The sequence below is a fragment of the Ectopseudomonas khazarica genome (genome assembly GCF_004521985.1).
GTDB classification, from domain to species: domain Bacteria; phylum Pseudomonadota; class Gammaproteobacteria; order Pseudomonadales; family Pseudomonadaceae; genus Aquipseudomonas; species Aquipseudomonas khazarica.
Window position 1 is genome coordinate 1 of the sequence record NZ_SBHZ01000011.1, and the last position, 20,906, is coordinate 20,906.

18 protein-coding genes are annotated in these 20,906 nt (G+C 65.7%); 9 read left to right on the top strand and 9 right to left on the bottom strand.

All coding sequences use genetic code 11. The features are described from left to right. Window positions 1-544: class I SAM-dependent methyltransferase (locus EPK82_RS15135; RefSeq protein WP_134677084.1), on the top strand; the 544-nt coding region annotated here is incomplete at its 5' end. 13 nt (window positions 545-557) lie between these two features. Here the strand turns inward: EPK82_RS15135 and EPK82_RS15140 are convergent. Further along, window positions 558-1,199, bottom strand: coding sequence for a TetR/AcrR family transcriptional regulator (locus EPK82_RS15140; protein WP_037049334.1), 642 nt, complete (start codon window positions 1,197-1,199; stop codon window positions 558-560). A gap of 224 nt (window positions 1,200-1,423) precedes the next feature. Here EPK82_RS15140 and EPK82_RS15145 point away from each other — a divergent pair, with 224 nt between their 5' ends. Next, entirely contained in the window at window positions 1,424-2,527 is a 1,104-nt protein-coding gene (locus EPK82_RS15145) for an efflux RND transporter periplasmic adaptor subunit (protein WP_037049332.1), read from the top strand. 5 nt (window positions 2,528-2,532) lie between these two features. After that, complete coding sequence (locus EPK82_RS15150) at window positions 2,533-5,607, top strand: efflux RND transporter permease subunit (RefSeq protein WP_037049328.1); 3,075 nt, start codon at window positions 2,533-2,535, stop codon at window positions 5,605-5,607. Window positions 5,608-5,711: 104 nt separating this feature from the next. Here the strand turns inward: EPK82_RS15150 and bfr are convergent, their stop codons facing one another. From bfr to EPK82_RS15165, 3 genes are all read right to left on the bottom strand, one after another. After that, on the bottom strand, window positions 5,712-6,182 hold the full coding sequence (gene bfr / locus EPK82_RS15155) for a bacterioferritin (RefSeq protein ID WP_037049325.1): 471 nt from the start codon (window positions 6,180-6,182) through the stop codon (window positions 5,712-5,714). Window positions 6,183-6,451: 269 nt separating this feature from the next. Further along, a complete protein-coding gene (glpD, locus tag EPK82_RS15160) occupies window positions 6,452-7,981 on the bottom strand; it encodes a glycerol-3-phosphate dehydrogenase (protein WP_134677085.1) in 1,530 nt (509 codons plus the stop codon). A 164-nt stretch (window positions 7,982-8,145) separates the two neighbouring features. Next, window positions 8,146-8,904, bottom strand: a complete 759-nt coding sequence (locus EPK82_RS15165; RefSeq protein WP_037049320.1) for a DeoR family transcriptional regulator — start codon at window positions 8,902-8,904, stop codon at window positions 8,146-8,148. 99 nt (window positions 8,905-9,003) lie between these two features. Here EPK82_RS15165 and ybaK point away from each other — a divergent pair, with 99 nt between their 5' ends. From ybaK to EPK82_RS15180, 3 genes are all read left to right on the top strand, one after another. After that, window positions 9,004-9,474, top strand: a complete 471-nt coding sequence (gene ybaK / locus EPK82_RS15170) for a Cys-tRNA(Pro) deacylase (RefSeq protein ID WP_134677086.1) — start codon at window positions 9,004-9,006, stop codon at window positions 9,472-9,474. A gap of 65 nt (window positions 9,475-9,539) precedes the next feature. Beyond that, entirely contained in the window at window positions 9,540-11,027 is a 1,488-nt protein-coding gene (glpK, locus tag EPK82_RS15175) for a glycerol kinase GlpK (RefSeq protein ID WP_134677087.1), read from the top strand. Window positions 11,028-11,196: 169 nt separating this feature from the next. Beyond that, the gene (locus tag EPK82_RS15180; protein ID WP_134677088.1) at window positions 11,197-12,003 is read left to right on the top strand and encodes a PhzF family phenazine biosynthesis protein; all 807 of its coding nucleotides are present in this window, start codon (window positions 11,197-11,199) and stop codon (window positions 12,001-12,003) included. 1 nt (window position 12,004) lies between these two features. On the opposite strand, the gene EPK82_RS15185 is transcribed toward EPK82_RS15180, so the two are convergent. After that, entirely contained in the window at window positions 12,005-13,111 is a 1,107-nt protein-coding gene (locus EPK82_RS15185) for an ABC transporter ATP-binding protein (protein WP_037049312.1), read from the bottom strand. Then, window positions 13,108-14,028, bottom strand: a complete 921-nt coding sequence (gene argF, locus EPK82_RS15190; RefSeq protein ID WP_037049310.1) for an ornithine carbamoyltransferase — start codon at window positions 14,026-14,028, stop codon at window positions 13,108-13,110. Before argF ends, EPK82_RS15185 begins: the two co-directional genes overlap by 4 nt. A gap of 336 nt (window positions 14,029-14,364) precedes the next feature. Between argF and EPK82_RS15195 the strand changes: the two genes are divergently transcribed. The 3 genes from EPK82_RS15195 (at window position 14,365) to grxD (ending at window position 17,523) form a co-directional block, all read left to right on the top strand. After that, window positions 14,365-14,796 (top strand): hypothetical protein, encoded by a 432-nt coding sequence (locus EPK82_RS15195; protein WP_037049308.1) that lies wholly within the window; start codon window positions 14,365-14,367, stop codon window positions 14,794-14,796. A 143-nt stretch (window positions 14,797-14,939) separates the two neighbouring features. Further along, window positions 14,940-17,045 (top strand): molybdopterin oxidoreductase family protein, encoded by a 2,106-nt coding sequence (locus EPK82_RS15200; protein WP_134677089.1) that lies wholly within the window; start codon window positions 14,940-14,942, stop codon window positions 17,043-17,045. Window positions 17,046-17,196: 151 nt separating this feature from the next. Next, the gene (gene grxD / locus EPK82_RS15205; RefSeq protein ID WP_037049304.1) at window positions 17,197-17,523 is read left to right on the top strand and encodes a Grx4 family monothiol glutaredoxin; all 327 of its coding nucleotides are present in this window, start codon (window positions 17,197-17,199) and stop codon (window positions 17,521-17,523) included. 71 nt (window positions 17,524-17,594) lie between these two features. On the opposite strand, the gene EPK82_RS15210 is transcribed toward grxD, so the two are convergent. The 3 genes from EPK82_RS15210 to EPK82_RS15220 form a co-directional block, all read right to left on the bottom strand. Further along, complete coding sequence (locus EPK82_RS15210; RefSeq protein WP_037049301.1) at window positions 17,595-17,933, bottom strand: YdbL family protein; 339 nt, start codon at window positions 17,931-17,933, stop codon at window positions 17,595-17,597. Between the two features lie 81 nt (window positions 17,934-18,014). Then, window positions 18,015-18,206: a YnbE family lipoprotein gene (locus tag EPK82_RS15215; protein ID WP_037049298.1), complete on the bottom strand. Its 192-nt coding sequence runs from the start codon at window positions 18,204-18,206 to the stop codon at window positions 18,015-18,017. 4 nt (window positions 18,207-18,210) lie between these two features. Next, a complete protein-coding gene (locus EPK82_RS15220) occupies window positions 18,211-20,772 on the bottom strand; it encodes a YdbH domain-containing protein (protein WP_134677090.1) in 2,562 nt (853 codons plus the stop codon). Between the last annotated feature and the right edge of the window lie 134 nt (window positions 20,773-20,906).

Sequence of the window (20,906 nt, forward strand, 5' to 3'; positions counted from 1 at the left end):
GGGCAGCGGGCAGATGATCGCCAAGGCGGTGGGCGTGCAGTCGGGAATTCGCCCGCGAATCCTCGATGCAACCGCTGGCCTGGGGCGCGACGCCTTCGTGCTGGCCAGCCTGGGCTGCGAGATGACGCTGATCGAGCGCCAGCCGCTGGTCGCCGCGTTGCTGGAAGACGGTCTGCAGCGCGCCGCGCTGAATCTGGAGGTCGCCCCCATCGCCGCGCGGATGCGCCTGCTCAACGGCAATGCCATCGAGCTGATGCAGCACTGGCAGGACGAGGCCCCGCAGGTGATCTACCTCGATCCGATGTTCCCGCATCGCGACAAGAGCGCGCTGGTGAAGAAGGAGATGCGGCTGTTCCGCCCCTTCGTCGGCGACGACCTGGATGCACCGGCGTTGCTGCAGGCGGCGCTGGCGCTGGCCAGTCACCGGGTGGTGGTCAAGCGACCGCGCAAGGCGCCGGCGATCGAGGGCAGCAAGCCCGGCTACGTGCTCGAGGGCAAGTCCAGCCGCTACGACATCTATCCGAAGAAGAAGCTGGAAACCTGAGCCCCGGGCCTGTCTAGCGGTCGGCGCGATAGGCGCGCAGGAACAGCTGAACCGAGTCCTGCACGTGGTGCTCTGCCGCTGCCCCCTGCAGCGGGTCGCCACAGCCGATCAGCAGACGGAAGTGCGCGCCGCCCTTGAGCAGGCTGAAGAAGTGGTCGGCGGCCCGGTGCGGGTCGTCCAGCTGCAGCAGGCCGCGCTCGGAGGCCTTGCGCAGCAGCAGCTCCATCTCCTCCTGGACCCGCTGCGGTCCGGCCTCGTAGAACATCCGCGACAGCTTCGAGCCCTGGCTGGCCAGGCTGACCATCATGCGGTGCATCTCCACGGACTCGCTGCTGTTGATCAGGGCCAGGAAGCCACGGGCGATGCCCAGCAACTGGCTTTCCAGCGGCACGTCATCCGGGAGTTCGAACAGCAGCTCGGGCAACTGCTCCTCGCACTTGGCCTTGATCGCGGCGGAGAACAGCGTCTCCTTGTCGGTGAAGTGGCTGTACACCGTGAGCTTGGACACGCCGGCCTCGGCGGCGATCGCGTCCATGCTGCTGCCATCGTAGCCGTTGCGCAGGAACAGGTTCTTCGCCGCGTCGAGAATGGCGCGGCGTTTGGCGGGGTCCTTGGGTCGACCGGGACCGGAAGGTTGTAACAACTTGTCAGGCATTGGCTGATTTTAATACTGGACTGGCGAGTTTGCTATTTTTACTATACCCGGCAGTACAAATATTCCAAAGGACTCTTCCTGGCGCGTCGACGAGGCGATCAGGGCGGGGCGAGGGCAGATGAAGCCGCGGCGCTGAACGCGCTTCCAGTCTGCCACCGCGTCGCACTGGCGCTGCCGGCCACTCCAGGGGGCAGCCCTCAAACCTTCTCCGAAAGGTCTTGCACATGTCCCGCCACGTCGTTCCTCTCGTTTCGTCTCTGGGTCTGGTCTTGCTGTTGTCTGCCTGTGGCAATGGTCAGCAGGTCGAACAGCCCATTCGTCCTGCCATGGTCGTTCAGCCGCAGCCAGCGACCGCCCTGGTCGACAGCTACCCGGGCGAGGTGCGGGCGCGCTACGAACCGGAACTGGCCTTCCGCATTGCCGGCAAGGTGGCCAAGCGCATGGTCGACGTCGGCGACCGGGTGAAGAAGGACCAGCCCCTGGCCGAGCTCGACCCGCAGGACGTCCGCCTGCAGCTGGAGGCCACGCGCGCCCAGGTGGCGGCGGCCGAGGCCAACCTGCAGACCGTGCGTGCCGAGCGCGAGCGCTACAAGGCGTTGCTCGAGCGCAACCTGGTCAGCCGTTCGCAGTTCGACAACGTCGAGAACCAGTACCGCGCCGGTGCCGCGCGGCTGAATCAGGTCAAGGCCGAATATGACGTGGCCCGCAACCAGACCGATTACGCCGTGCTGCGTGCCTCGCAGGACGGCGTGATCGCGCGTCGCTCGGTCGAGGTCGGGCAGGTGGTCGCAGCCGGTCAGACGGTCTTCACTCTGGCTGCCGACGGTGAACGCGAGGTGTCGATCAGCCTGCCGGAACAGAGCTTCGGCCGTTTCGCGATCGGCCAGGCGGTGGAAGTGGAGCTGTGGTCGCAGCCCGATCAGCGTTTCCCGGGACGTATCCGTGAGATGGCGCCGGCCGCCGATCCGCAGTCGCGGACCTTCGCCGCGCGCGTCGCCTTCGTCGAGGGCAAGGTGCCGGCCGAGCTGGGCCAGAGTGCGCGGGTGTTCATCGCCAGCAACGGCGTGGTGCCGCTGTCGGTGCCGCTATCGGCGCTCAGTGCCGAGCAGGACCAGCCCTTCGTCTGGGTCGTCGATCCCAAGGAGCACAAGCTGCAGCGTCGCCCGGTACGGATCGGCGCCTACGGCGACGAGCGCGTGCCGGTGCTGGAGGGGCTGAACGCTTCCGATTGGATCGTGGCCGCCGGTGTTCAGGTTCTGCGCGAGGGGCTCAGGGTGCGCCCGGTGGACCGTGACAATCGCAACGTCGAACTGGCCGCCAAGGAGTAAGCCGCATGAGCTTCAACCTGTCGGCCTGGGCGCTGCGTCATCGTCAGATCGTCCTCTACATCATGTTGCTGTTCGCCATCGTCGGGGCGATTTCCTACACCAAGCTGGGGCAGAGCGAGGACCCGCCGTTCACCTTCAAGGCCATGGTGATCCGCACCATCTGGCCGGGTGCCACGGCGGAAGAGGTTTCCCGTCAGGTCACCGAACGCATCGAAAAGAAGCTGATGGAGACCGGCGAGTACGAGCGCATCACCAGCTTCTCCCGCCCGGGGGAGTCCCAGGTCACCTTCATGGCGCGTGACTCCATGCACAGCGCGGAGATTCCGGACCTCTGGTACCAGGTGCGCAAGAAGGTCAGCGATATCCGCCACACGCTGCCGCCAGGCATCCAGGGGCCGTTCTTCAACGATGAGTTCGGTACCACCTTCGGCAATATCTACGCCCTGACCGGCAGCGGGTTCGACTACGCCGTGCTCAAGGACTATGCCGACCGCATCCAGCTGCAACTGCAGCGGGTCAAGGATGTCGGCAAGGTCGAGCTGGTCGGCCTGCAGGACGAGAAGATCTGGATCGAGCTGTCCAACACCAAGCTGGCGACGCTGGGCCTGCCGCTGTCCGCCGTGCAGCAGGCCCTCGAGGCGCAGAACGCGGTGACGGCCGCCGGTTTCTTCGAAACCGCCAGCGAGCGCATCCAGCTGCGCGTGACCGGGCGCTTCGAGTCGGTGCAGGAGATCCGCGACTTCCCCATTCGCGTCGCTGACCGTACCTTCCGCATCTCCGATGTGGCCGAGGTCAAGCGCGGTTTCAACGACCCACCCGCACCGCGCATGCGTTTCATGGGCGAGGACGCCATCGGCATCGCCGTGTCGATGAAGGACGGCGGCGACATCCTGGTCCTCGGCAAGGCGCTGGAAACCGAGTTCGCCCGCCTGCAGCAGACCCTGCCGCTGGGCATGGAACTGAGCAAGGTGTCGGACCAGCCGGCGGCGGTGAAGACCGGTGTGGGCGAGTTCGTCAAGGTGCTGGTGGAAGCGCTGGTGATCGTGCTGGCGGTCAGCTTCTTCTCGCTGGGCCTGCGCACCGGTCTGGTGGTGGCGCTGGTGATTCCGCTGGTGCTGGCGATGACCTTCGCCGCCATGTACTACCTGGGCATCGGCCTGCACAAGATTTCCCTGGGGGCGCTGGTGCTGGGCCTCGGCCTGCTGGTGGACGACGCGATCATCGCCGTGGAGATGATGGCGATCAAGATGGAGCAGGGTTTCGACCGGCTCAAGGCGGCCAGTTTCGCCTGGACCAGCACGGCGTTCCCGATGCTGACCGGCACCCTGATCACCGCTGCCGGCTTCCTGCCCATCGCCACTGCCCAGTCCGGCACCGGCGAGTACACCCGCTCGATCTTCCAGGTGGTGACCATCTCGCTGATCGCCTCGTGGATCGCCGCCGTGATGTTCGTGCCCTACCTGGGCGACAAGCTGCTGCCCGACCTGGCCAAGCTGCATGCGGCGAAGCATGGCGGCAGCGCTGCCGGCCACGATCCCTACGCGACGCCGTTCTATCGTCGCGTACGGGCCACGGTGCAGTGGTGCGTGCGTCACCGCATCACGGTGATCATGCTGACCATCGCTCTGTTCGTCGGCTCGGTGGTGATATTCCGCTTCGTGCCGCAGCAGTTCTTCCCGGCGTCCGGTCGCCTGGAGCTGATGGTCGACATCAAGCTGGAGGAGGGGGCGTCCCTCAGCGCCACCGAGGCCGAGGTGCACCGCCTGGAGAAGCTGCTCAAGGAACAGACCGGCATCGACAACTACGTCGCCTATGTCGGCACCGGTTCCCCGCGTTTCTACCTGCCGCTGGACCAGCAGTTGCCGGCCGCCAGCTTCGCCCAGTTCGTGGTGCTGGCATCGAGCATCGAGGAGCGCGAACGCCTGCGCACCTGGCTGATCCAGGTGATGAACGACGAGTTCCCGACCCTGCGCAGCCGGGTCAGCCGCCTGGAGAATGGCCCGCCGGTCGGCTATCCGATCCAGTTCCGAGTCAGTGGTGAGCACATCGACGAGGTGCGTGCCCTGGCCCGTCAGGTCGCGGACAAGGTGCGCGAGAACCCGCATGTGGTCAACGTGCACCTGGATTGGGAAGAGCCAAGCAAGGTGGTGATCCTCAACATCGACCAGGACCGCGCTCGGGCGCTGGGGGTCAACACCGCCGAGCTGTCGCGTTTCCTGCAGGGCTCGCTGTCGGGGACCAGCGTCAGCCAGTACCGCGAGGACAATGAGCTGATCGAGATTCTCCAGCGTGGCACGCCGCAGGAGCGCAAGGCCCTGAGCCTGCTGCCGAGCCTGGCGGTTCCCACCGACAGCGGCCGCAGCGTGGCCCTGTCGCAGGTCGCCACCCTGGAGTACGGCTTCGAGGAAGGCATCATCTGGCACCGCAACCGCCTGCCCAATGTCACCGTGCGCGCCGACATCTATGGCAAGCAGCAACCGGCGACCCTGACCCAGCAGATTCTGCCGACCCTGGAGCCGATCCGCGCCGAGCTGCCCGACGGCTACCTGCTGGAGGTCGGCGGAACGGTGGAGGATTCGCAGCGTGGGCAGAAGTCGGTGAACGCCGGCGTGCCGTTGTTCATCGTGGTGGTGCTGACCCTGCTGATGCTGCAGCTGAAGAGCTTCTCGCGCTCGGCGATGGTGTTCCTCACCGCGCCGCTGGGGCTGATCGGGGTGACCCTGTTCCTGCTGATCTTCCAGCAGCCGTTCGGCTTCGTCGCCATGCTCGGCACCATTGCCCTGGCCGGGATGATCATGCGCAACTCGGTGATTCTGGTGGATCAGATCGAGCAGGACGTCGAGCATGGCCTGGATCGCTGGCACGCCATCATCGAGGCGACGGTGAGGCGCTTCCGCCCCATCGTGCTGACGGCCCTGGCGGCGGTGCTGGCGATGATCCCGCTGTCGCGCAGCGTGTTCTTCGGGCCGATGGCCGTGGCCATCATGGGCGGTCTGGTGGTGGCCACCGCGCTGACCCTGCTGTTCCTGCCGGCACTTTACGCGGCCTGGTTCCGGGTCAAGGAAAGCGAAGCGCGCTGACCTTCGGGTGGCGCTGCCGCGCTCCCTGCGAGGCCGCTCCAGCACGGGCGAGCGGCCACAAAAAACGGGAGCCTTGGCTCCCGTTTCTGTCTTGCCGATGAGGCTTATTCGTCCATCTGCGATTGCAGGTAGTTCTGCAGGCCGACGGCGTCGATCAGGCTGAGCTGGGTTTCCAGCCAGTCGATGTGATCTTCCTCGGAGCAGAGAATCTCTTCCAGCAGTTCACGGCTGGCGTAGTCGCCGATGCTCTCGCAGTAGGCGATGGCGGCCTTGAGGTCACCGTGCGCCTTGTGCTCGATCTTCAGGTCGCATTCGAGCATTTCCTTGGTGTTCTCACCGATCAGGATCTTGCCCAGGTCCTGCAGGTTGGGAATGCCCTCGAGGAACAGGATGCGCTTGATCAGCTTGTCGGCGTGCTTCATCTCGTCGATGGACTCGTGATACTCGTGCTCGCCGAGCTTCTTCAAGCCCCAGTCCTCGTACATGCGGGCATGCAGGAAGTACTGGTTGATGGCGACCAGTTCGTTACCGAGAATCTTGTTCAGGTGTTGAATGACCTTCTTGTCGCCTTTCATGTTCGCTCCTGCTGTTTCAATGACCGTGACAGCCTTGAATTTTCTGCCGCGTTTCCATGTCTGTCAAACCTAAGTTCTTGAAACATAAGTAAAAATAAAACTGAATACGAATGTTTTCATTCCGCATCATGGCGCCAAGTTATTGAATTAACGCAATAAAAAAGTTGCGCCAAGTTGTCGCGTTGTTCGTACACCGGGTAACGAGCGCAAGATATTTTTTCTCGCCCAATAAAAAGCCCCGCAGAGCGGGGCATGAGGCACGCAGAATCTCAGGCGGCGTTGGCCGAATGCGGGTCGTGGCTGTGCAGGTAATCCTGCAGGCGGGTCTGTTGCGCCGGGGTCATGAACAGGCCGAGCTTGCTGCGGCGCCAGAGAATGTCGGCACTGCTGCGTGCCCATTCTTCGCGGCGCAGGTAATCCACTTCGCGGGTGTAGAGCCCGGCGCCGAGGTGGTCACCGAGATCGGTCAGGTTGTGCACGCCGTCGAGCAGGCGCCAGGTGCGGCTGCCGTAGCTGCAGGCCCAGCGTCGCGCCAGGCTGGTGGGGAGCCAGCCATAGCGGGCGCACAGCGCGTCGACCAGGGCCTCGAGGTTGTCCATGTCTTCACCACCGGGCAGTGGCGCGTTCGCGGTCCAGGCGCTGCCGAGGTTGTCGAAGAAGGGGGCCAGTTGCTGCATGGCGGACTCCGCCAGCTTGCGATAGGTGGTCAGCTTGCCGCCGAACACCGAGAGCAGCGGCGCCTCGCCTGGCGCGCCGGACAACGACAGGGTGTAGTCGCGGGTGATCGCCGACGGCTCGTCGGATTCGTCATCGCACAGCGGGCGCACGCCCGCGAAGCTGTGCAGCACGTCGCTGCGGCTCAGCGGCTGCTTGAAGTGATCGTTGACCACCTTGAGCAGGTAATCGGTTTCCTCGGCGCTGATCGCGACCTGGGCGGGGTCGCCCTGGTATTCGCGGTCGGTGGTGCCGATCAGGGTGAAACGCTCCAGATAGGGGATGGCGAAGACGATGCGGCGGTCTTCGTTCTGCAGGATGTAGGCCTGCTCGCCGTCATAGAGCCTTGGCACGACGATATGGCTGCCCTGGATCAGGCGGATGCCATAGGGCGACTGCTGCTTGAGGTCCTCGCGGATGAAGCGCGCGACCCAGGGGCCGGCGGCGTTGACCAGGCCACGGGCGCGAATCGAGAACAGGCTGCCATCGGCCCGTTCCAGGTGGATGTGCCACAGCCCCTTGCTGCGCCGGGCGCTGACGCAGCGGGTGCGCGGATGAACGTGCGCGCCGTTCTCCCGTGCGGCCATGGCGTTGAGCACCACCAGGCGGGCATCGTCCACCCAGCAGTCGGAGTATTCGAAACCGCGGGTGATTGCCTGTTTGAGCGGGCTGCCGGCGCCGAAGCGCAGGCCACGCGACGCCGGCAGGCGCTCGCGCTTGCCCAGGTGGTCATAGAGGAACAGGCCGGCGCGGATCATCCAGGCCGGGCGCAGGTGCGGGCGATGCGGCAGGACGAAGCGCATCGGCTTGACGATGTGCGGGGCCTTGGCCAGCAGCACTTCGCGCTCGGCCAGGGCTTCGCGCACCAGGCGAAATTCGTAGTGCTCCAGGTAGCGCAGGCCGCCGTGGATGAGCTTGCTGCTGGCCGAGGAGGTGTGGCTGGCCAGGTCGTCCTTTTCGCAAAGGAACACGGAAAGGCCTCGACCGGCGGCATCGGCGGCGATGCCTACACCATTGATACCACCGCCAACGATGGCGAGGTCATAGACTTCCGCTACGGGGCTGGCGAACTGGTCGTGGGGCATCTGGCACGCTCGGCTACTGGATTCGAATGTGTGAATGTTCACTTTCGAAAATATGCTAGACGAAGATGTGCAGTTCCGCTACCCCGGCGCGTGATCACGCGCCGAGTGGTCATGCAGGATCCACCAGGTGGCCGGGTGGGCAGGTCAACGCCGGGGTGTGGCCATCAGACCAGGTCGAGCTGGACCTTGTGGCTGTGCAGCAGGCGGGTGATGGCAGCCGAGGGCGCGCTGTCGGTGAAGACGCGGTCGACCAGGGCGATCGAGCCCAGGCGCACCACTGCGTTGCGCCCGAACTTGCTGGAGTCGACGGCGAGCAGGACCTGCCGTGCGTTGTCGATGATGGCCTGGGAGACGCGGACTTCCTGGTAATCGAAGTCGAGCAGGCTGCCGTCGTCGTCGATGCCGCTGATGCCAACGATGGCGTAATCGACCTTGAACTGCTGGATGAAATCCACCGCCGCCTGGCCGACGATGCCGCCGTCGCTGCGTACCGTGCCGCCGGTCACCAGCACCTCGAAGTCGGCCTTGGCACTGAGCAGGGTGGCGACATGCAGGTTGTTGGTGATGATCTTCAGGCCCTTGTGGTTCTGCAGTTCACGGGCGATGGCTTCGGTGGTGGTGCCGATGTTGATGAACAGCGAGGCGTGGTCCGGGATCTGTGCGGCCACGGCTTCGGCGATGCGTTGCTTCTCGTCGCGCATCTGTCCGGCGCGCATGCCGTAGGCGGTGTTCTGGATGCTCGAGGACTCGCAGGCCGCGCCGCCATGCGTGCGGCGCAGCAGGCCATGTTCGGCCAGCTGGTTGATGTCGCGGCGAATGGTCTGCGGGGTGACGGCGAACGCCTGGGCCAGTTCGTCGATGCTGACGTAGCCGCGTTCGCGGGCGAGGTTGAGGATGTCGTGCTGGCGGGGAGCGAGATTCATGAGCGCTTCCTTTGAGGGTCACTCATTATAGGCTGTAGCTATGGGGGTTTTGGGCCTGTTAATGTAGGGCATCTTCACATTGCGTTTTCACATTCGAACATGACTCCAGCAATCGACCTGTTGAAAAAAGCCAAGGCCGAGCACCAGGTGCACAGCTATCAGCATGATCCCAAAGCGCCGTCCTACGGCCTGGAGGCGGCAGAGAAGCTTGGCCTGGCCCCGGCGCGGGTGTTCAAGACGCTGCTCGCCGCCACCGAGAAGGGCGAGTTGCTGGTCGCCGTGGTGCCAGTGGCTGGCAGCCTGGATCTCAAGGCGCTGGCCGCGGCGGCGGGGGCGAAGAAGGCCGACATGGCCGACCCGGCTGCCGCGCAGCGCGCCACGGGCTACCTGGTGGGCGGGATCAGCCCGCTGGGACAGAAGAAGCGCCTGCGTACCTTCATCGACGAGTCGGCCCGGCAGCACACCACCGTTCACGTCAGCGCCGGTCGGCGCGGGCTGGAGCTGGAGCTATCGGCTGATACCCTGGCACAGCACTCGCAAGGGCAGTTCGCGGCCATCGGCAAGGCTTGAGCGCGCCGGACGCCCCCGCTGTGGTCAACAGCGACACCATTCACGATAACAACAAGGAATCTTGCATGCCCCAGTACCTGCTAGCCATCGACCAGGGTACCACCAGCTCTCGCGCCATCATCTTCAGTGCCGAGGGGTTGCCGGTTGCGCGTGCCCAGCAGGAGTTCAGGCAGTACTTTCCGCAGGACGGCTGGGTCGAGCATGACGGCGAGGAAATCTGGTCGTCCACCCTCGAGGTCTGCCGCAAGGCCATCGCCGAAAGTGGTCTGGACAGTGCGGAGATCGCCGCCATCGGCATCACCAACCAGCGCGAGACCACGCTGGTGTGGGACGCCGAGACCGGCAAGCCGATCCATCCGGCCATCGTCTGGCAGGACCGGCGCACCGCCGACTACTGTGCGGGGCTGAAGGGCGAGGGGCATGAGGCGATGGTCGCGGCCAAGACCGGCCTGTTGATCGATCCGTATTTCTCGGCCACCAAGTTGCGCTGGATTCTGCACAACGTGCCCGGCGCCCGTGAGCGGGCACAGCGCGGCGAACTGCGCTTCGGCACCGTCGACAGCTACCTGCTGTGGCACCTGACTGGCGGCAAGGTGCACCGTACCGACGCCAGCAACGCCTCGCGCACGCTGATGTTCAACATTCACCAGCAGTGCTGGGACGAGGAACTGCTCGCGCTGTTCGATATCCCCGCCAGCCTGCTGCCGGAAGTGCTCGACTGCGCCGCCGACTTTGGCCACACCGACAGCCAGCTGCTCGGTGCCAGCATTCCGGTACTGGGCATGGCCGGCGACCAGCAGGCGGCGTTGATCGGCCAGGCCTGCTTCGAGCCCGGTATGGTCAAGAGCACCTATGGCACCGGCTGCTTCATGATCCAGAACACCGGCGAGCAGCCGGTCAGCTCGAAGAATCGCCTGCTCACCACGGTGGGCTACCGCCTCGATGGCAAGGTGACTTACGCGGTGGAGGGCAGCATCTTCGTCGCGGGGGCCGCCGTGCAGTGGCTGCGCGATGGCATCAAGCTGATCAGCCATGCGCGCGACAGCGAGGCCCTCGCCGAGGCCACCGGCGATGCCTGTGGTGTCTATCTGGTGCCGGCGTTCACCGGCCTGGGCGCGCCTTACTGGGACCCGAAGGCGCGTGGCGCCATCTTCGGCCTGACCCGCGATACCGGGATCAAGGAGATCGTCACCGCCGGCCTGCAGTCGGTGTGCTATCAGACCTGCGACCTGCTCGAAGCCATGCGCCAGGACGGTGCTGCGGCGCCCAGTGCGCTGCGCGTCGACGGGGGCATGGTGGAGAACAACTGGGTCATGCAGTTCCTCGCCGACATCCTCGGGGTCAGCGTCGAGCGCCCCGAAGTGACCGAGACCACGGCGTTGGGGGTGGCCTACCTGGCCGGCCTGAAACTGGGCATCTACAGCGACCTGCAGGCCATCGCCAGTCACTGGCACCGTCAGCAGCGCTTCGAGCCGCGCATGAGCGAGGAGCAGCGCGCACGCCTCTATGCCGGCTGGCTGGATGCGGTGAAGCGGGTACGCAGCGAGGGCTGAACGTCGAGCCAGATTGGTAGGGGCGACTTCAGCCGCAACTCACTCAGGCTTCGCGGCTGAAGCCGCTCCTGCCGGCAGGCAATGAGCATCTGGAAAACGCCAACTGTACCTGTTGCGCGGCGTGGCATGCAGGCATGCTGGCCGCTCCCGTTCGGTCAGGAAGATCCTCATGCCCCTCGCGTTTCATCAGGTCGACGCCTTTACCGACCAACCCTTCGCCGGCAATCCGGCCATGGTCTATCGCCTCGATGCCTGGCTCGACGACGGCCTGATGCAGCGCATCGCCGCTGAGCACAACCTGGCGGAAACCGCCTTCATGGTGCGGCAGGGGAGTGCCTGGCACATCCGCTGGTTCACGCCCGCCAGCGAGGTGCCGCTCTGTGGCCACGCCACGCTGGCCGCCGCCAAGGTGCTGTTCGATATCTACCAGGATCCCGCCGAGGTGCTGCACTTCACCTGCCTGTCCGGCGACCTGCAGGTGGCGAGACGGGGCGAGCGCCTGGAGCTGGACTTCCCGGTGCGTCGTGCCGAGCCCGTCAAGCCGCTGCTGCGCGACGAGGCTGCGCAGGCCCTGGGGTTCGAGGTGGAGCAGGTGCTGGCCTTGTTCAACGCCGACGGCAGCGTGCAGGAGCTGATGGTGGTGCTGGCCGCGGAGGCCGATGTGCGTGCGCTGCGGCCGGATCTGCGCGCCCTGGCCACACTGCCGGGGCTTGGCGTGCTGGTCACTGCCGGTGGGCAGCAGCATGATTTCGTCTCGCGCTACTTCGCACCGAGCATCGGCATCGACGAGGACCCGGTGACCGGTTCGACGCACTGCATCCTCATGCCCTACTGGGTCGAACGCCTGGGGCGCACGACGCTGAACGCTTTCCAGTGCTCGGCGCGGGGCGGAGAGCTGCTCTGTCGCCTGGACGGTGAGCGGGTGAAGATCGCCGGCCACGCCCGCCACATCGCCAGCGGTCAGCTGCTGCTCTGACTCAGTCGCTGCTGACCCGGCGCACGCCCGGCGAGTCGCTCAGCTGCAACTGCGCCGCGACACTGCCCAGAGCGGGGAAGGCCACCAGGTGGTCGGCGGCGATGCGGATACCCACCTCGTCGCCCTGCTGGTGATCGGCGTGGCTGGGGAATATCGACTCCAGCTGGCTGCCGGTCGGCAGTTGCAGGCGATACAGGGTGGCGGCGCCGAGGAAGGTCTTGCCGACGATGCGCGCCTTCAGCTCGCTGCCCTCGTCCGGCACGATGTCGTCGGGGCGCAGCAGCACATCCACCGCGCTGCCCTTGGCCCAGGTATAGGCGCGGTTGCCACGGATCAGGCCCAGTTCGGTCTGCACCGCCTCGGGGCTGAGCAACTGGCCACGGATGAAGTAACCCTGACCGATGAAGCTGGCCACGAAGGGGGTCAGCGGCTCGTGGTAGAGGTTGAAGGGCGTATCCCACTGTTCCAGGCGGCCATCCTTGAACACGCCGACGTGGTCGCTGACGGCGAAGGCTTCCTCCTGGTCGTGGGTGACCAGAATCGCGCTGGTACCACGGGCCTTGAGAATCTCGCGGACCTCATGGCTGAGGCGCCGGCGCAGTTCACCGTCGAGGTTGGAGAAGGGTTCGTCGAGCAGCAGCAGCTGCGGCTCCGGCGCCAGGGCGCGGGCCAGGGCGACGCGTTGCTGCTGGCCGCCGGACAGCTCGTGCGGGTAGCGCCTGGCCAGGTGGCCGAGCTTGACCAGTTCCAGCAGCTCGTGCGTCACGCGCTCGGCGTCGGGTTGCTTGCGGATGCCGAAGGCGATGTTCTCCGCGACGCTCAGGTGCGGGAACAAGGCGTAGTCCTGGAACACCATGCCGATGCGGCGTTTTTCCGGTGCCAGGGTAAAGCCGGCGCGCGAGATCACGGTGCCGGCCAGCTCGATCTCACCTTCGAGCACCGGTTCGAATCCGGCGATGGCGCGCAGGGTGGTGGTCTTGCCGCAGCCGGAGGGGCCGAGCAGGCAGCCGATGTCACCGGCATTGAGGTGCAGGTCGAGGTCCTGCACCACCTTGTGGGCGTGGTAGCCGCAGTTCAGCCCGCGCAGCTGCAGCAGAGGCTGGCTCATGCGTGGTGATAGGCCGGTTCGACCAGCATTTCCAGCAGCGCCTTCTGCGCATGCAGGCGGTTCTCGGCCTGGTCCCAGGCGACCGAACGCTTGTCGTCGAGCATGTCGATGCTGATTTCCTCGCCGCGGTGCGCCGGCAGGCAGTGCATGAACAGCACGTTGTCGGCCGCGCCGTCGAGCAGGGCAGGGGTGACCTGGAAGGGGCGGAACAGCGCCATGCGCTGCTCGGCCTCGTCTTCCTGGCCCATCGAGGCCCACACGTCGGTGCTGACCAGGTGAGCGCCGGCCACGGCTTCACGCGGGTCACGCACGACCTGCACGCGGTCGCCGGCCAGGGCGAGGAAGCGGGCGTCCGGTTCGTAGCCCTGCGGGCAGGCGACCCGCAACTGGAAGTCGAACTGGATCGCCGCCTCGATATAGGAGTTGCACATGTTGTTGCCGTCGCCGATCCAGGCCACCGTCTTGCCGGCGATGCTGCCGCGATGTTCGAGGTAGGTCTGCATGTCGGCGAGCAACTGGCAGGGGTGCAGGTCATCGGACAGGCCGTTGATCACCGGCACCTTCGACTTGGCGGCGAATTCGATCAGGTTGCTGTGGGCGAAGGTGCGGATCATCACCGCGTCGAGCATGCTCGACATGACGATGGCGGCATCGCCGATCGGCTCGCCACGGCCCAGCTGGGTGTCGCGCGGGGAGAGGAAGATGGCCTGGCCGCCGAGCTGGATCATGCCGGCTTCGAACGAGAGGCGGGTACGGGTCGAAGCCTTCTCGAAGATCATGCCCAGTACGCGATTCTTCAGCGGCTCGAAGAGTACGCCGCGATTGCGCAGGTCCTTCAGCTCGATGCCTCGGCGGACCAGCCCCACCAGTTCGTCCGGTGTGTAATCCATCATCGAGATAAAGTGTCTGACGCTCATCGTTAACTACCTTTTCACTACAGTTCGCAAGCCCGCTGCCGGTACTGATTCCGGCAAAAACAGCAGTGCTTGCGGCAGGAGGCCGCAGGGTGCGACGAAACAGGGGGAAGGCGCGATCTTATAAGGAAATGACGAGCAGGCGCAAATTACGCCCGAGTAACTGACAAATTCATGTTTTGTAAGCCTTTTCCCAAAGCTACGTGCGAGATGTCACAAAACTGACATCGGCGCTTGCGCCGCTCTAGATCGGGGCCATAGGATGCCGCCGCCTTTCCAAGGCAATGCATTGCCCCCGTAATTGGGGTACCCATGGAAAATTGTGCAAAGGAGTTTTGCATGAAACACGTAGCCTACGCCGCAGCCTTCTCCGCTCTCGCCCTGCTGACTGGTTGTGCCAGCCAGAACGTTAGCCAACCGACTCTGCCACTGGGTGGTGATGTCGAGACTAACCTGAAGGCAGACGTCAAGGTCGGCGAGTCCATCTCGGGTCAATCTTCGGTGAACATCCTGTTCGGTGTTCTGAAGCTGGGTGGTGACACTCAGTTCGCCGACGGCGTGACCTACGGTGGTGGCGAAGGTGGTTTCGCACTGGGTCTGGACCCGGTCGCTTCCGCCAAGTCCGCAGCTGCTTACAAGGCAGTCAAGGCCTCGGGTGCTGACGTGATCGTCGCCCCGCGTTACGAAGTGAACGTTCAGGATTACTTCGTATTCAAGACCGTTAACGTCAGCGTTACCGGCAAGAAAGGCACCGTTACCTCCATCCGTTAATCGGATCGGTACGCGCCTGAATCGGCAGGCTTGATGCCTGCCGATTCATGAGACGAACGCTGCTGGTGTCGTCTTCCCTCCCGGCCCATAGTTCCCTCCTGCGACCTGACCGGTCGTCTCGGATCAGAACAAGAGGCCAGGCCATGACCAAGTCCCTCCATTACCGTGCATGCCACCTGTGCGAAGCCATCTGTGGTCTCGCCATCGAAACCGAAACCCAGCCTGACGGCAGCACGCAGATTCGCTCGATCAAGGGCGACGCCCAGGACAGCTTCAGCCGTGGCCATATCTGCCCCAAGGCCGTGGCGCTGCAGGACATCCAGAACGACCCCGACCGCATTCGTCAGCCCATGCGCCGTATCGGCGAGCAGTGGCAGGCCATTGCCTGGGACGAAGCGTTCGAACTGGTGGCCGAACGCCTGAGCGCGATCCAGGCTGCCCACGGGCAGAATGCCGTGGCCGTGTACCAGGGCAATCCCAGCGTGCACAACTACGGGTTGATGACGCACAGCAATTACTTCCTCGGTCTGCTGAAGACCCGCAACCGCTTCTCCGCCACCTCGGTCGACCAGTTGCCGCATCACCTGACCAGCCACCTGATGTACGGCCATGGTCTGCTGATCCCGATTCCCGATATCGATCACACCGACTTCATGCTGATCCTCGGCGGCAACCCGCTGGCGTCCAACGGCAGCATCATGACCGTGCCGGATGTGGAGAAGCGCCTCAAGGCCATCCAGGCCCGTGGCGGCAAGCTGGTGGTGGTCGACCCACGGCGCAGTGAAACCGCGGCGATTGCCGACCAGCACCTGTTCGTGCGTCCGGGCAGTGACGCGGCGCTGCTGCTGGCACTGCTCAACACCCTGTTCGAGGAGGGCCTGACCCGCACCAGCCACCTGGCGGTCGAGGGGCTGGAGCAGGTGCGTGCCGCCATTGCCGGTTTCGATGCCGAGCGCATGAGCGCCCGCTGCGGCGTGCCGGCGCTGACCATTCGCCAGCTGGCGCGGGACTTCGCCGCGGCCGACACGGCGGTGTGCTACGGCCGCATGGGCGTGTCCACCCAGGCATTCGGCACCCTGTGTCAGTGGCTGGTGCAGCTGATCAATCTGGTTACCGGCAATCTCGATCGCAGCGGTGGCGTACTCTGCACCACGCCTGCGGTGGACCTGGTGGCGAGCACCTCGGGCGGCCATTTCGACCGCTGGCAGAGTCGGGTGTCCGGGCTGCCGGAGTACGGCGGCGAGCTGCCGGTCTCGGCCCTGGCCGAGGAGATGCTCACCCCGGGCGAAGGCCAGGTGCGTGCGCTGGTGACCGTGGCCGGCAACCCGGTGTTGTCCACGCCCAATGGCCGGCAGCTGGAGCAGGCGCTGGAAGGCCTGGACTTCATGCTCGCGGTGGATTTCTACATCAACGAGACCACCCGTTACGCCGACCTCATCCTGCCGCCCACGGCGCCGCTGGAGCACGATCACTACGACACCACCTTCAACGTCTTCGCCGTGCGCAACGTCACGCGCTTCAACGAGGCGATCCTGGCCAAGCCGGAAGGCGCGCTGCACGACTGGGAAATCTTCGTCGGTCTGGCCAAGGCGTTCGCGGCGCGCAACGGCCTGGAGCTGAAGCCGAGCATGGCGCCGGAGCAGATGATCGACATGGGCCTGCGCTTCGGCCCCTACGGTGATCGCAGCGAGCGCAAGCTCAGCCTGGCGGCGTTGCGCGACCAGCCGCACGGTGTCGACCTGGGGCCGCTGCAGCCGAACCTGGCGGCGCGCCTGAAGACCCCGAACAAGACAGTGCAGGCCGCACCCGCGCAACTGCTGGCGGACCTGACGCGCTTCGCCGAGCAGGCGCAACCGGCGGACCAGTTGCTGTTGATTGGCCGGCGCCATGTGCGCAGCAACAATTCCTGGATGCACAACTACCACCGCCTGGTGAAGGGCAAGCCGCGTCACCAACTGCTGATGAACCCGCAGGACCTGGCCAGTCGTGGCCTGGCCGACGGTCAGCGGGTGCAGGTGCGCTCGCGCGTCGGCAGCATCGAAGTGGAGGTGGCGGCCAGCGACGAGGTCATGGCCGGCGTGGTCAGCCTGCCGCATGGCTGGGGGCATGCCCGCCCCGGTGTGCAGATGGACATTGCCCGTGCCCAGCCCGGGGCCAGTGCCAACGACCTGACCGACGAGCGCCAGCTCGATGCGCTGTCAGGCAATGCCGTGCTCAATGGCGTGCCGGTGGAGGTGGTGGCCGCGTAGCGCGGATGCGACGCGGGGTCGTACCGAATACGCCGCCGAATGGCCTGCTGGCCAGGCGGCGATGGCAAGGCCGAGCATTGTGCTCGGCTTTTCGCTACAATCGCGCCACCGTGGCGACCGTCGGGTCGCGAAGTCTATGCTGAGGTGCCCCATGGATATCATCGAAACCATCAAAGAGCAGATCGCCAACAACACCGTTCTGCTGTACATGAAAGGCTCGCCCAACGCCCCGCAGTGTGGCTTCTCCGCCCGTGCTGCCCAGGTCGTGATGGGCTGCGGCGAGAAGTTCGCCTACGTCGACATCCTGCAGAATCCGGAAATCCGCGCGAACCTGCCGAAGTACGCCAACTGGCCGACGTTCCCGCAGCTGTGGGTCGGTGGCGAGCTGGTCGGCGGCAGCGACATCCTCACCGAGATGTTCGAGAAGGGCGAGCTGCAGACCCTGATCAAGGATGCCGTGGGCAAAGCCGACGCCTGATCGCTGCTCCGGCAGACAAAAAAGAACCCGCCTCGGCGGGTTCTTTGCTTTTCGGCGTGCGGCAGGCGCCTCTACTTCTTCACCCACTGCCCGCCAAGCTGGATGAACTGGCCTGCGGGCGTGCGGTCGATGGCCTTCTTGCCGGCGATCGCTTCCACGTCGCTCAGGCTGATGCCGTTGTCCTGCGCCACCTTCTGGTATTCGGCGCGGCGCGCCTGGTTGATCAGGCGGGCGATCTCGTCGGCCTGGCCGCCGGGTTGGACCACGCCCAGGTAGCCGTTGGGTTGCTCGCCCAGCTGGCCGCTGGCCTTGGCGTCACCCAGGGCGCTCATCGCCTGGTTCAGAGTCAGGGCATAGGCCGGCAGGCTCAGAGTCAACGCCAGCAGCAGGGTCGAAAGGTATCGGATCATCATGTTTCTCCTTGAGGAAACGCTGCGCTATCGGGTTTCCGTCAGCGGCTATCCCGGTGTCTCGGGTACGCGTGGACTGCCTCAGAACAGGCCGCTGTCTTCGTTGAAGACGTTGTCCAGTGCTTTGTCCACCTTGATATAGATTTCGTGTTCGACCTTGACGTTCAGGTTGATGTTGATCGGCTCGTTGGGCATGGCCAGTTGCACCGTCGGCGTGCAGGCCTGGCACAACAGCCCCAGGCTAAGGACTGCGAGGAGGCGGTATAGGGGCATGGCGCTACTCCTTGGGCTCTTGAGGGACACGCTGGCGCATCCATCGTTGAATTCGTTGCTGGATGATGTCGTTGACCTTGTCGGTCAGCTGCAAGCTGGCCAGCAGGCTGGGAACGTCTTCCTGCAGGTTGATGTTGAAATTGATCGGCCGGCCCTGCTCGATGGCCGGGTTCTGCCCGTGCAGACGCAGACCCAGCTGCAGTGTGCCGGAGGTCGAGTAGTCGACGCTACCGTCCAGCAGATCGTAGTGGAAGTCTTCCAGCGCGTCGGTGACCAGCTTCATGCCCGGGTTGGCCTGGCCCATGGCGCGGATGCGCGGCGAGTGAAAGCGTAGCTGCCCGCCCGGCGCGCGCGCCTCGATCCTGCCTTGCTCCACGCTGATGCCCTGGCCAATGCGCAGCGGCAGGCTGCCGTCGATCAGGCCGTTGCCCTCCAGACCCTCCGCCGGGTACACGCGAAACAGCGCCTGCAGGTCCAGGCCTTCGAGGCGCAGCGGCAGCAGCTGGCTTGGCTTGTCCAGCGCCCAGCTTGCCGGCGCCAGACTCAGGCTGCCGCCAAGAATGCCCAGTTCGGCGCGGCGATGTTCCAGGGTGCCGGCCAGCGGCTGGCGGAGGCTGGCCTGGTAGCTGGCTTGCAGGTGCAGCGGGCCGAGAGGGATGCCGGGGTCGATCTGTTCGGCGCTGAGGTTGGCCAGCTCCAGCGTCAGGCGGTCGCCGTTCACGCGCAGCTGCGCCTGTGCATCGACGCCGCCGAACGTGCTGCGATCATAGATCCCGGCCAGGTTGCGGCCGTTCACATTGGCCAGCAGCGCCAGCGGCTTGCCCTTGGCCAGGCGCAGTGTGGCGTCGCCCTGGATACGACCGTTGTCGAGCGTCAGCAGGCCCGGCCAGTTGGCCAGGGTCTGGGCCAGCGGATTGCCGGCGCGCAGGAAGAGTTCATCGAGTCTGGCCGCGAGGCTCAGTCCATCGGCCTGGTTGCGCAGGTTCAGCGCCATGCTCAGGCCCGAGTCCGCCAGCAGCGCACCGTCGAGCGCCTGGCTCGCCTCGCTGGCGTCGAGGCGGCCTTGCCACTGCCAACCCTGCGCCTGCAGTGGCGGGTATTGCAGGCGTCGTGTGCGTAGCGCCAGCGGCCCGGACAGGCGCGTGGAGCCTGGTGTGCCACTCAGGTCGATGCCGTCGAGCGTGGCCTGGACGTGCTGCAGGTCGAGTTCATCCACGCGCAGGCGCTGGATAGCCAGGCCTGTGCTTCTGCCGAGGGTGAACTGCCATTGCTGCGCCGTGGCATGGCCGCTCAGGTTGAGGTTCAGGTGCAGGTCATCGAGGCGGCTGCCGGCCAGCGTCAGGCGCTTGCTGCGCGCATCGAGCTGCAGCTGGCCGACGTCGAGCGCCCAGTCCTCTGCGGCCTGGCGCAGGCCGAGCGTGGCGTCGGCCTGCAGTTCGAGTGGCCCCTGGGCGGCGAGCGTCAGACGCAGGGCCAGCTCATCGTCCGTGGCGCTGTCCATGGGCGCTATCCCCAGCTGCAGCTGCTCGGGGCGCAGGCCGACCGGGACGTTCTGCAGCCAGGCCGCGTCGCGGCTGTCCAGCTGCAGCTCGCCGTGCGCCTGATACGCCTGCCAGCGGCCGCCGGTATTGCGCAGGTCGAGCGCCAGCGCACCGCTGATCGGGCCCACGCCGGGGAGCGGCCAGGGCTGCGGCAGGCGCGCATCGATCCGCAGCCAGCCGGGGGCTGTCAGCAGTGCGTCGAGCTGCCGGGCCTCGTCAGGCAACTGCAGTTGCCATTGCGCGCTGACGCCCGCCTGCTGTGGCGTGCTCGGCAGCTGCGGGCTGGCGGCTGGCAGCCACTCGCTGAGCCAGGTGCTGACCCAGGCCAGGTCGGGCAGGGGCGCGACCTCCAGGTCGCCGCTCCAGCGCATGGCGGCATCGGCCTGGGGCCTGAGGTCGCTGCGCAGATCCAGTTGCGGCTGATCGTCCAGGCGCATGCTCATCTGCAGCTGGTGGCTGCTGTCCGGCGCGCTGCGCAGCCCCTGCAACTGTGCCTGCAGCGTGGCACTGTGGCCTGCCCGCAGCAGTTGCAGTTGCACCTGTAGCGCATCGTCCAGCCGTTGCAGGGTGAGATGCCCGTTCAGGGTGCAGCGACCGCTTGCGCAGGGCAGCTGCGCCGCCATCTCGCGCACGCTGATCTGGCGCGGTAGCCAGGGCAGGGCGTCGAGCAGATCGCGCAGGGGACGGGCGGGGTCGTCAGTGTCCGGGCTGTCCTGCTGCGCCTGTGGCGCCTGCCAGTCGGCCCGCAGCCCCTGCACCAGCAGGCGGTAGCGCGGCGCCTCGCTGGCCAGCCAGTCGAGCTGCACCTGGTCGGCCTGCAGCTGGAGTTCGCTGTCCAGGCGCCGGGTCAGGCTGGCGTCGCTGAAGCGTACCCCGCGCCAGGACAGGCTCAGGCGCTGCCAGTCGAGCTCGATATGCTGCTCCGCGAGCAGTTGCTGCACGCGGTAGCCGGCGTAGCAGGCCAGTAGCGACAGCAGCGCCAGTATCGCTGCGCAGGTGCTCGCCCAGAAACGCCGGCGGCTCATGAGTTCTCCTTGCTCGATGCACTGGCGCCGACGTTAACCGATGCTCCCCTGGGTGCCAAGCCGCTTTCCGTGCTATGGTGTGTTCATGGCTTTTCATATGTGTTTTGTTGAAAAAAAGCTGAAGGGAGGATGTG

Bases quoted from the DNA above. Each gene is read 5' to 3' on its own strand.
- EPK82_RS15220 (WP_134677090.1), bottom strand. From the start codon at position 20,772: ATGAGCCGCCGGCGTTTCTGGGCGAGCACCTGCGCAGCGATACTGGCG.
- EPK82_RS15200 (WP_134677089.1), top strand. From the start codon at position 14,940: ATGACCAAGTCCCTCCATTACCGTGCATGCCACCTGTGCGAAGCCATC.
- glpK (WP_134677087.1), top strand. From the start codon at position 9,540: ATGCCCCAGTACCTGCTAGCCATCGACCAGGGTACCACCAGCTCTCGC.
- EPK82_RS15180 (WP_134677088.1), top strand. From the start codon at position 11,197: ATGCCCCTCGCGTTTCATCAGGTCGACGCCTTTACCGACCAACCCTTC.
- grxD (WP_037049304.1), top strand. From the start codon at position 17,197: ATGGATATCATCGAAACCATCAAAGAGCAGATCGCCAACAACACCGTT.
- EPK82_RS15145 (WP_037049332.1), top strand. From the start codon at position 1,424: ATGTCCCGCCACGTCGTTCCTCTCGTTTCGTCTCTGGGTCTGGTCTTG.
- EPK82_RS15140 (WP_037049334.1), bottom strand. From the start codon at position 1,199: ATGCCTGACAAGTTGTTACAACCTTCCGGTCCCGGTCGACCCAAGGAC.
- EPK82_RS15150 (WP_037049328.1), top strand. From the start codon at position 2,533: ATGAGCTTCAACCTGTCGGCCTGGGCGCTGCGTCATCGTCAGATCGTC.
- EPK82_RS15165 (WP_037049320.1), bottom strand. From the start codon at position 8,904: ATGAATCTCGCTCCCCGCCAGCACGACATCCTCAACCTCGCCCGCGAA.
- EPK82_RS15215 (WP_037049298.1), bottom strand. From the start codon at position 18,206: ATGCCCCTATACCGCCTCCTCGCAGTCCTTAGCCTGGGGCTGTTGTGC.
- EPK82_RS15195 (WP_037049308.1), top strand. From the start codon at position 14,365: ATGAAACACGTAGCCTACGCCGCAGCCTTCTCCGCTCTCGCCCTGCTG.
- EPK82_RS15210 (WP_037049301.1), bottom strand. From the start codon at position 17,933: ATGATCCGATACCTTTCGACCCTGCTGCTGGCGTTGACTCTGAGCCTG.
- argF (WP_037049310.1), bottom strand. From the start codon at position 14,028: ATGAGCGTCAGACACTTTATCTCGATGATGGATTACACACCGGACGAA.
- glpD (WP_134677085.1), bottom strand. From the start codon at position 7,981: ATGCCCCACGACCAGTTCGCCAGCCCCGTAGCGGAAGTCTATGACCTC.
- bfr (WP_037049325.1), bottom strand. From the start codon at position 6,182: ATGAAAGGCGACAAGAAGGTCATTCAACACCTGAACAAGATTCTCGGT.
- ybaK (WP_134677086.1), top strand. From the start codon at position 9,004: ATGACTCCAGCAATCGACCTGTTGAAAAAAGCCAAGGCCGAGCACCAG.
- EPK82_RS15185 (WP_037049312.1), bottom strand. From the start codon at position 13,111: ATGAGCCAGCCTCTGCTGCAGCTGCGCGGGCTGAACTGCGGCTACCAC.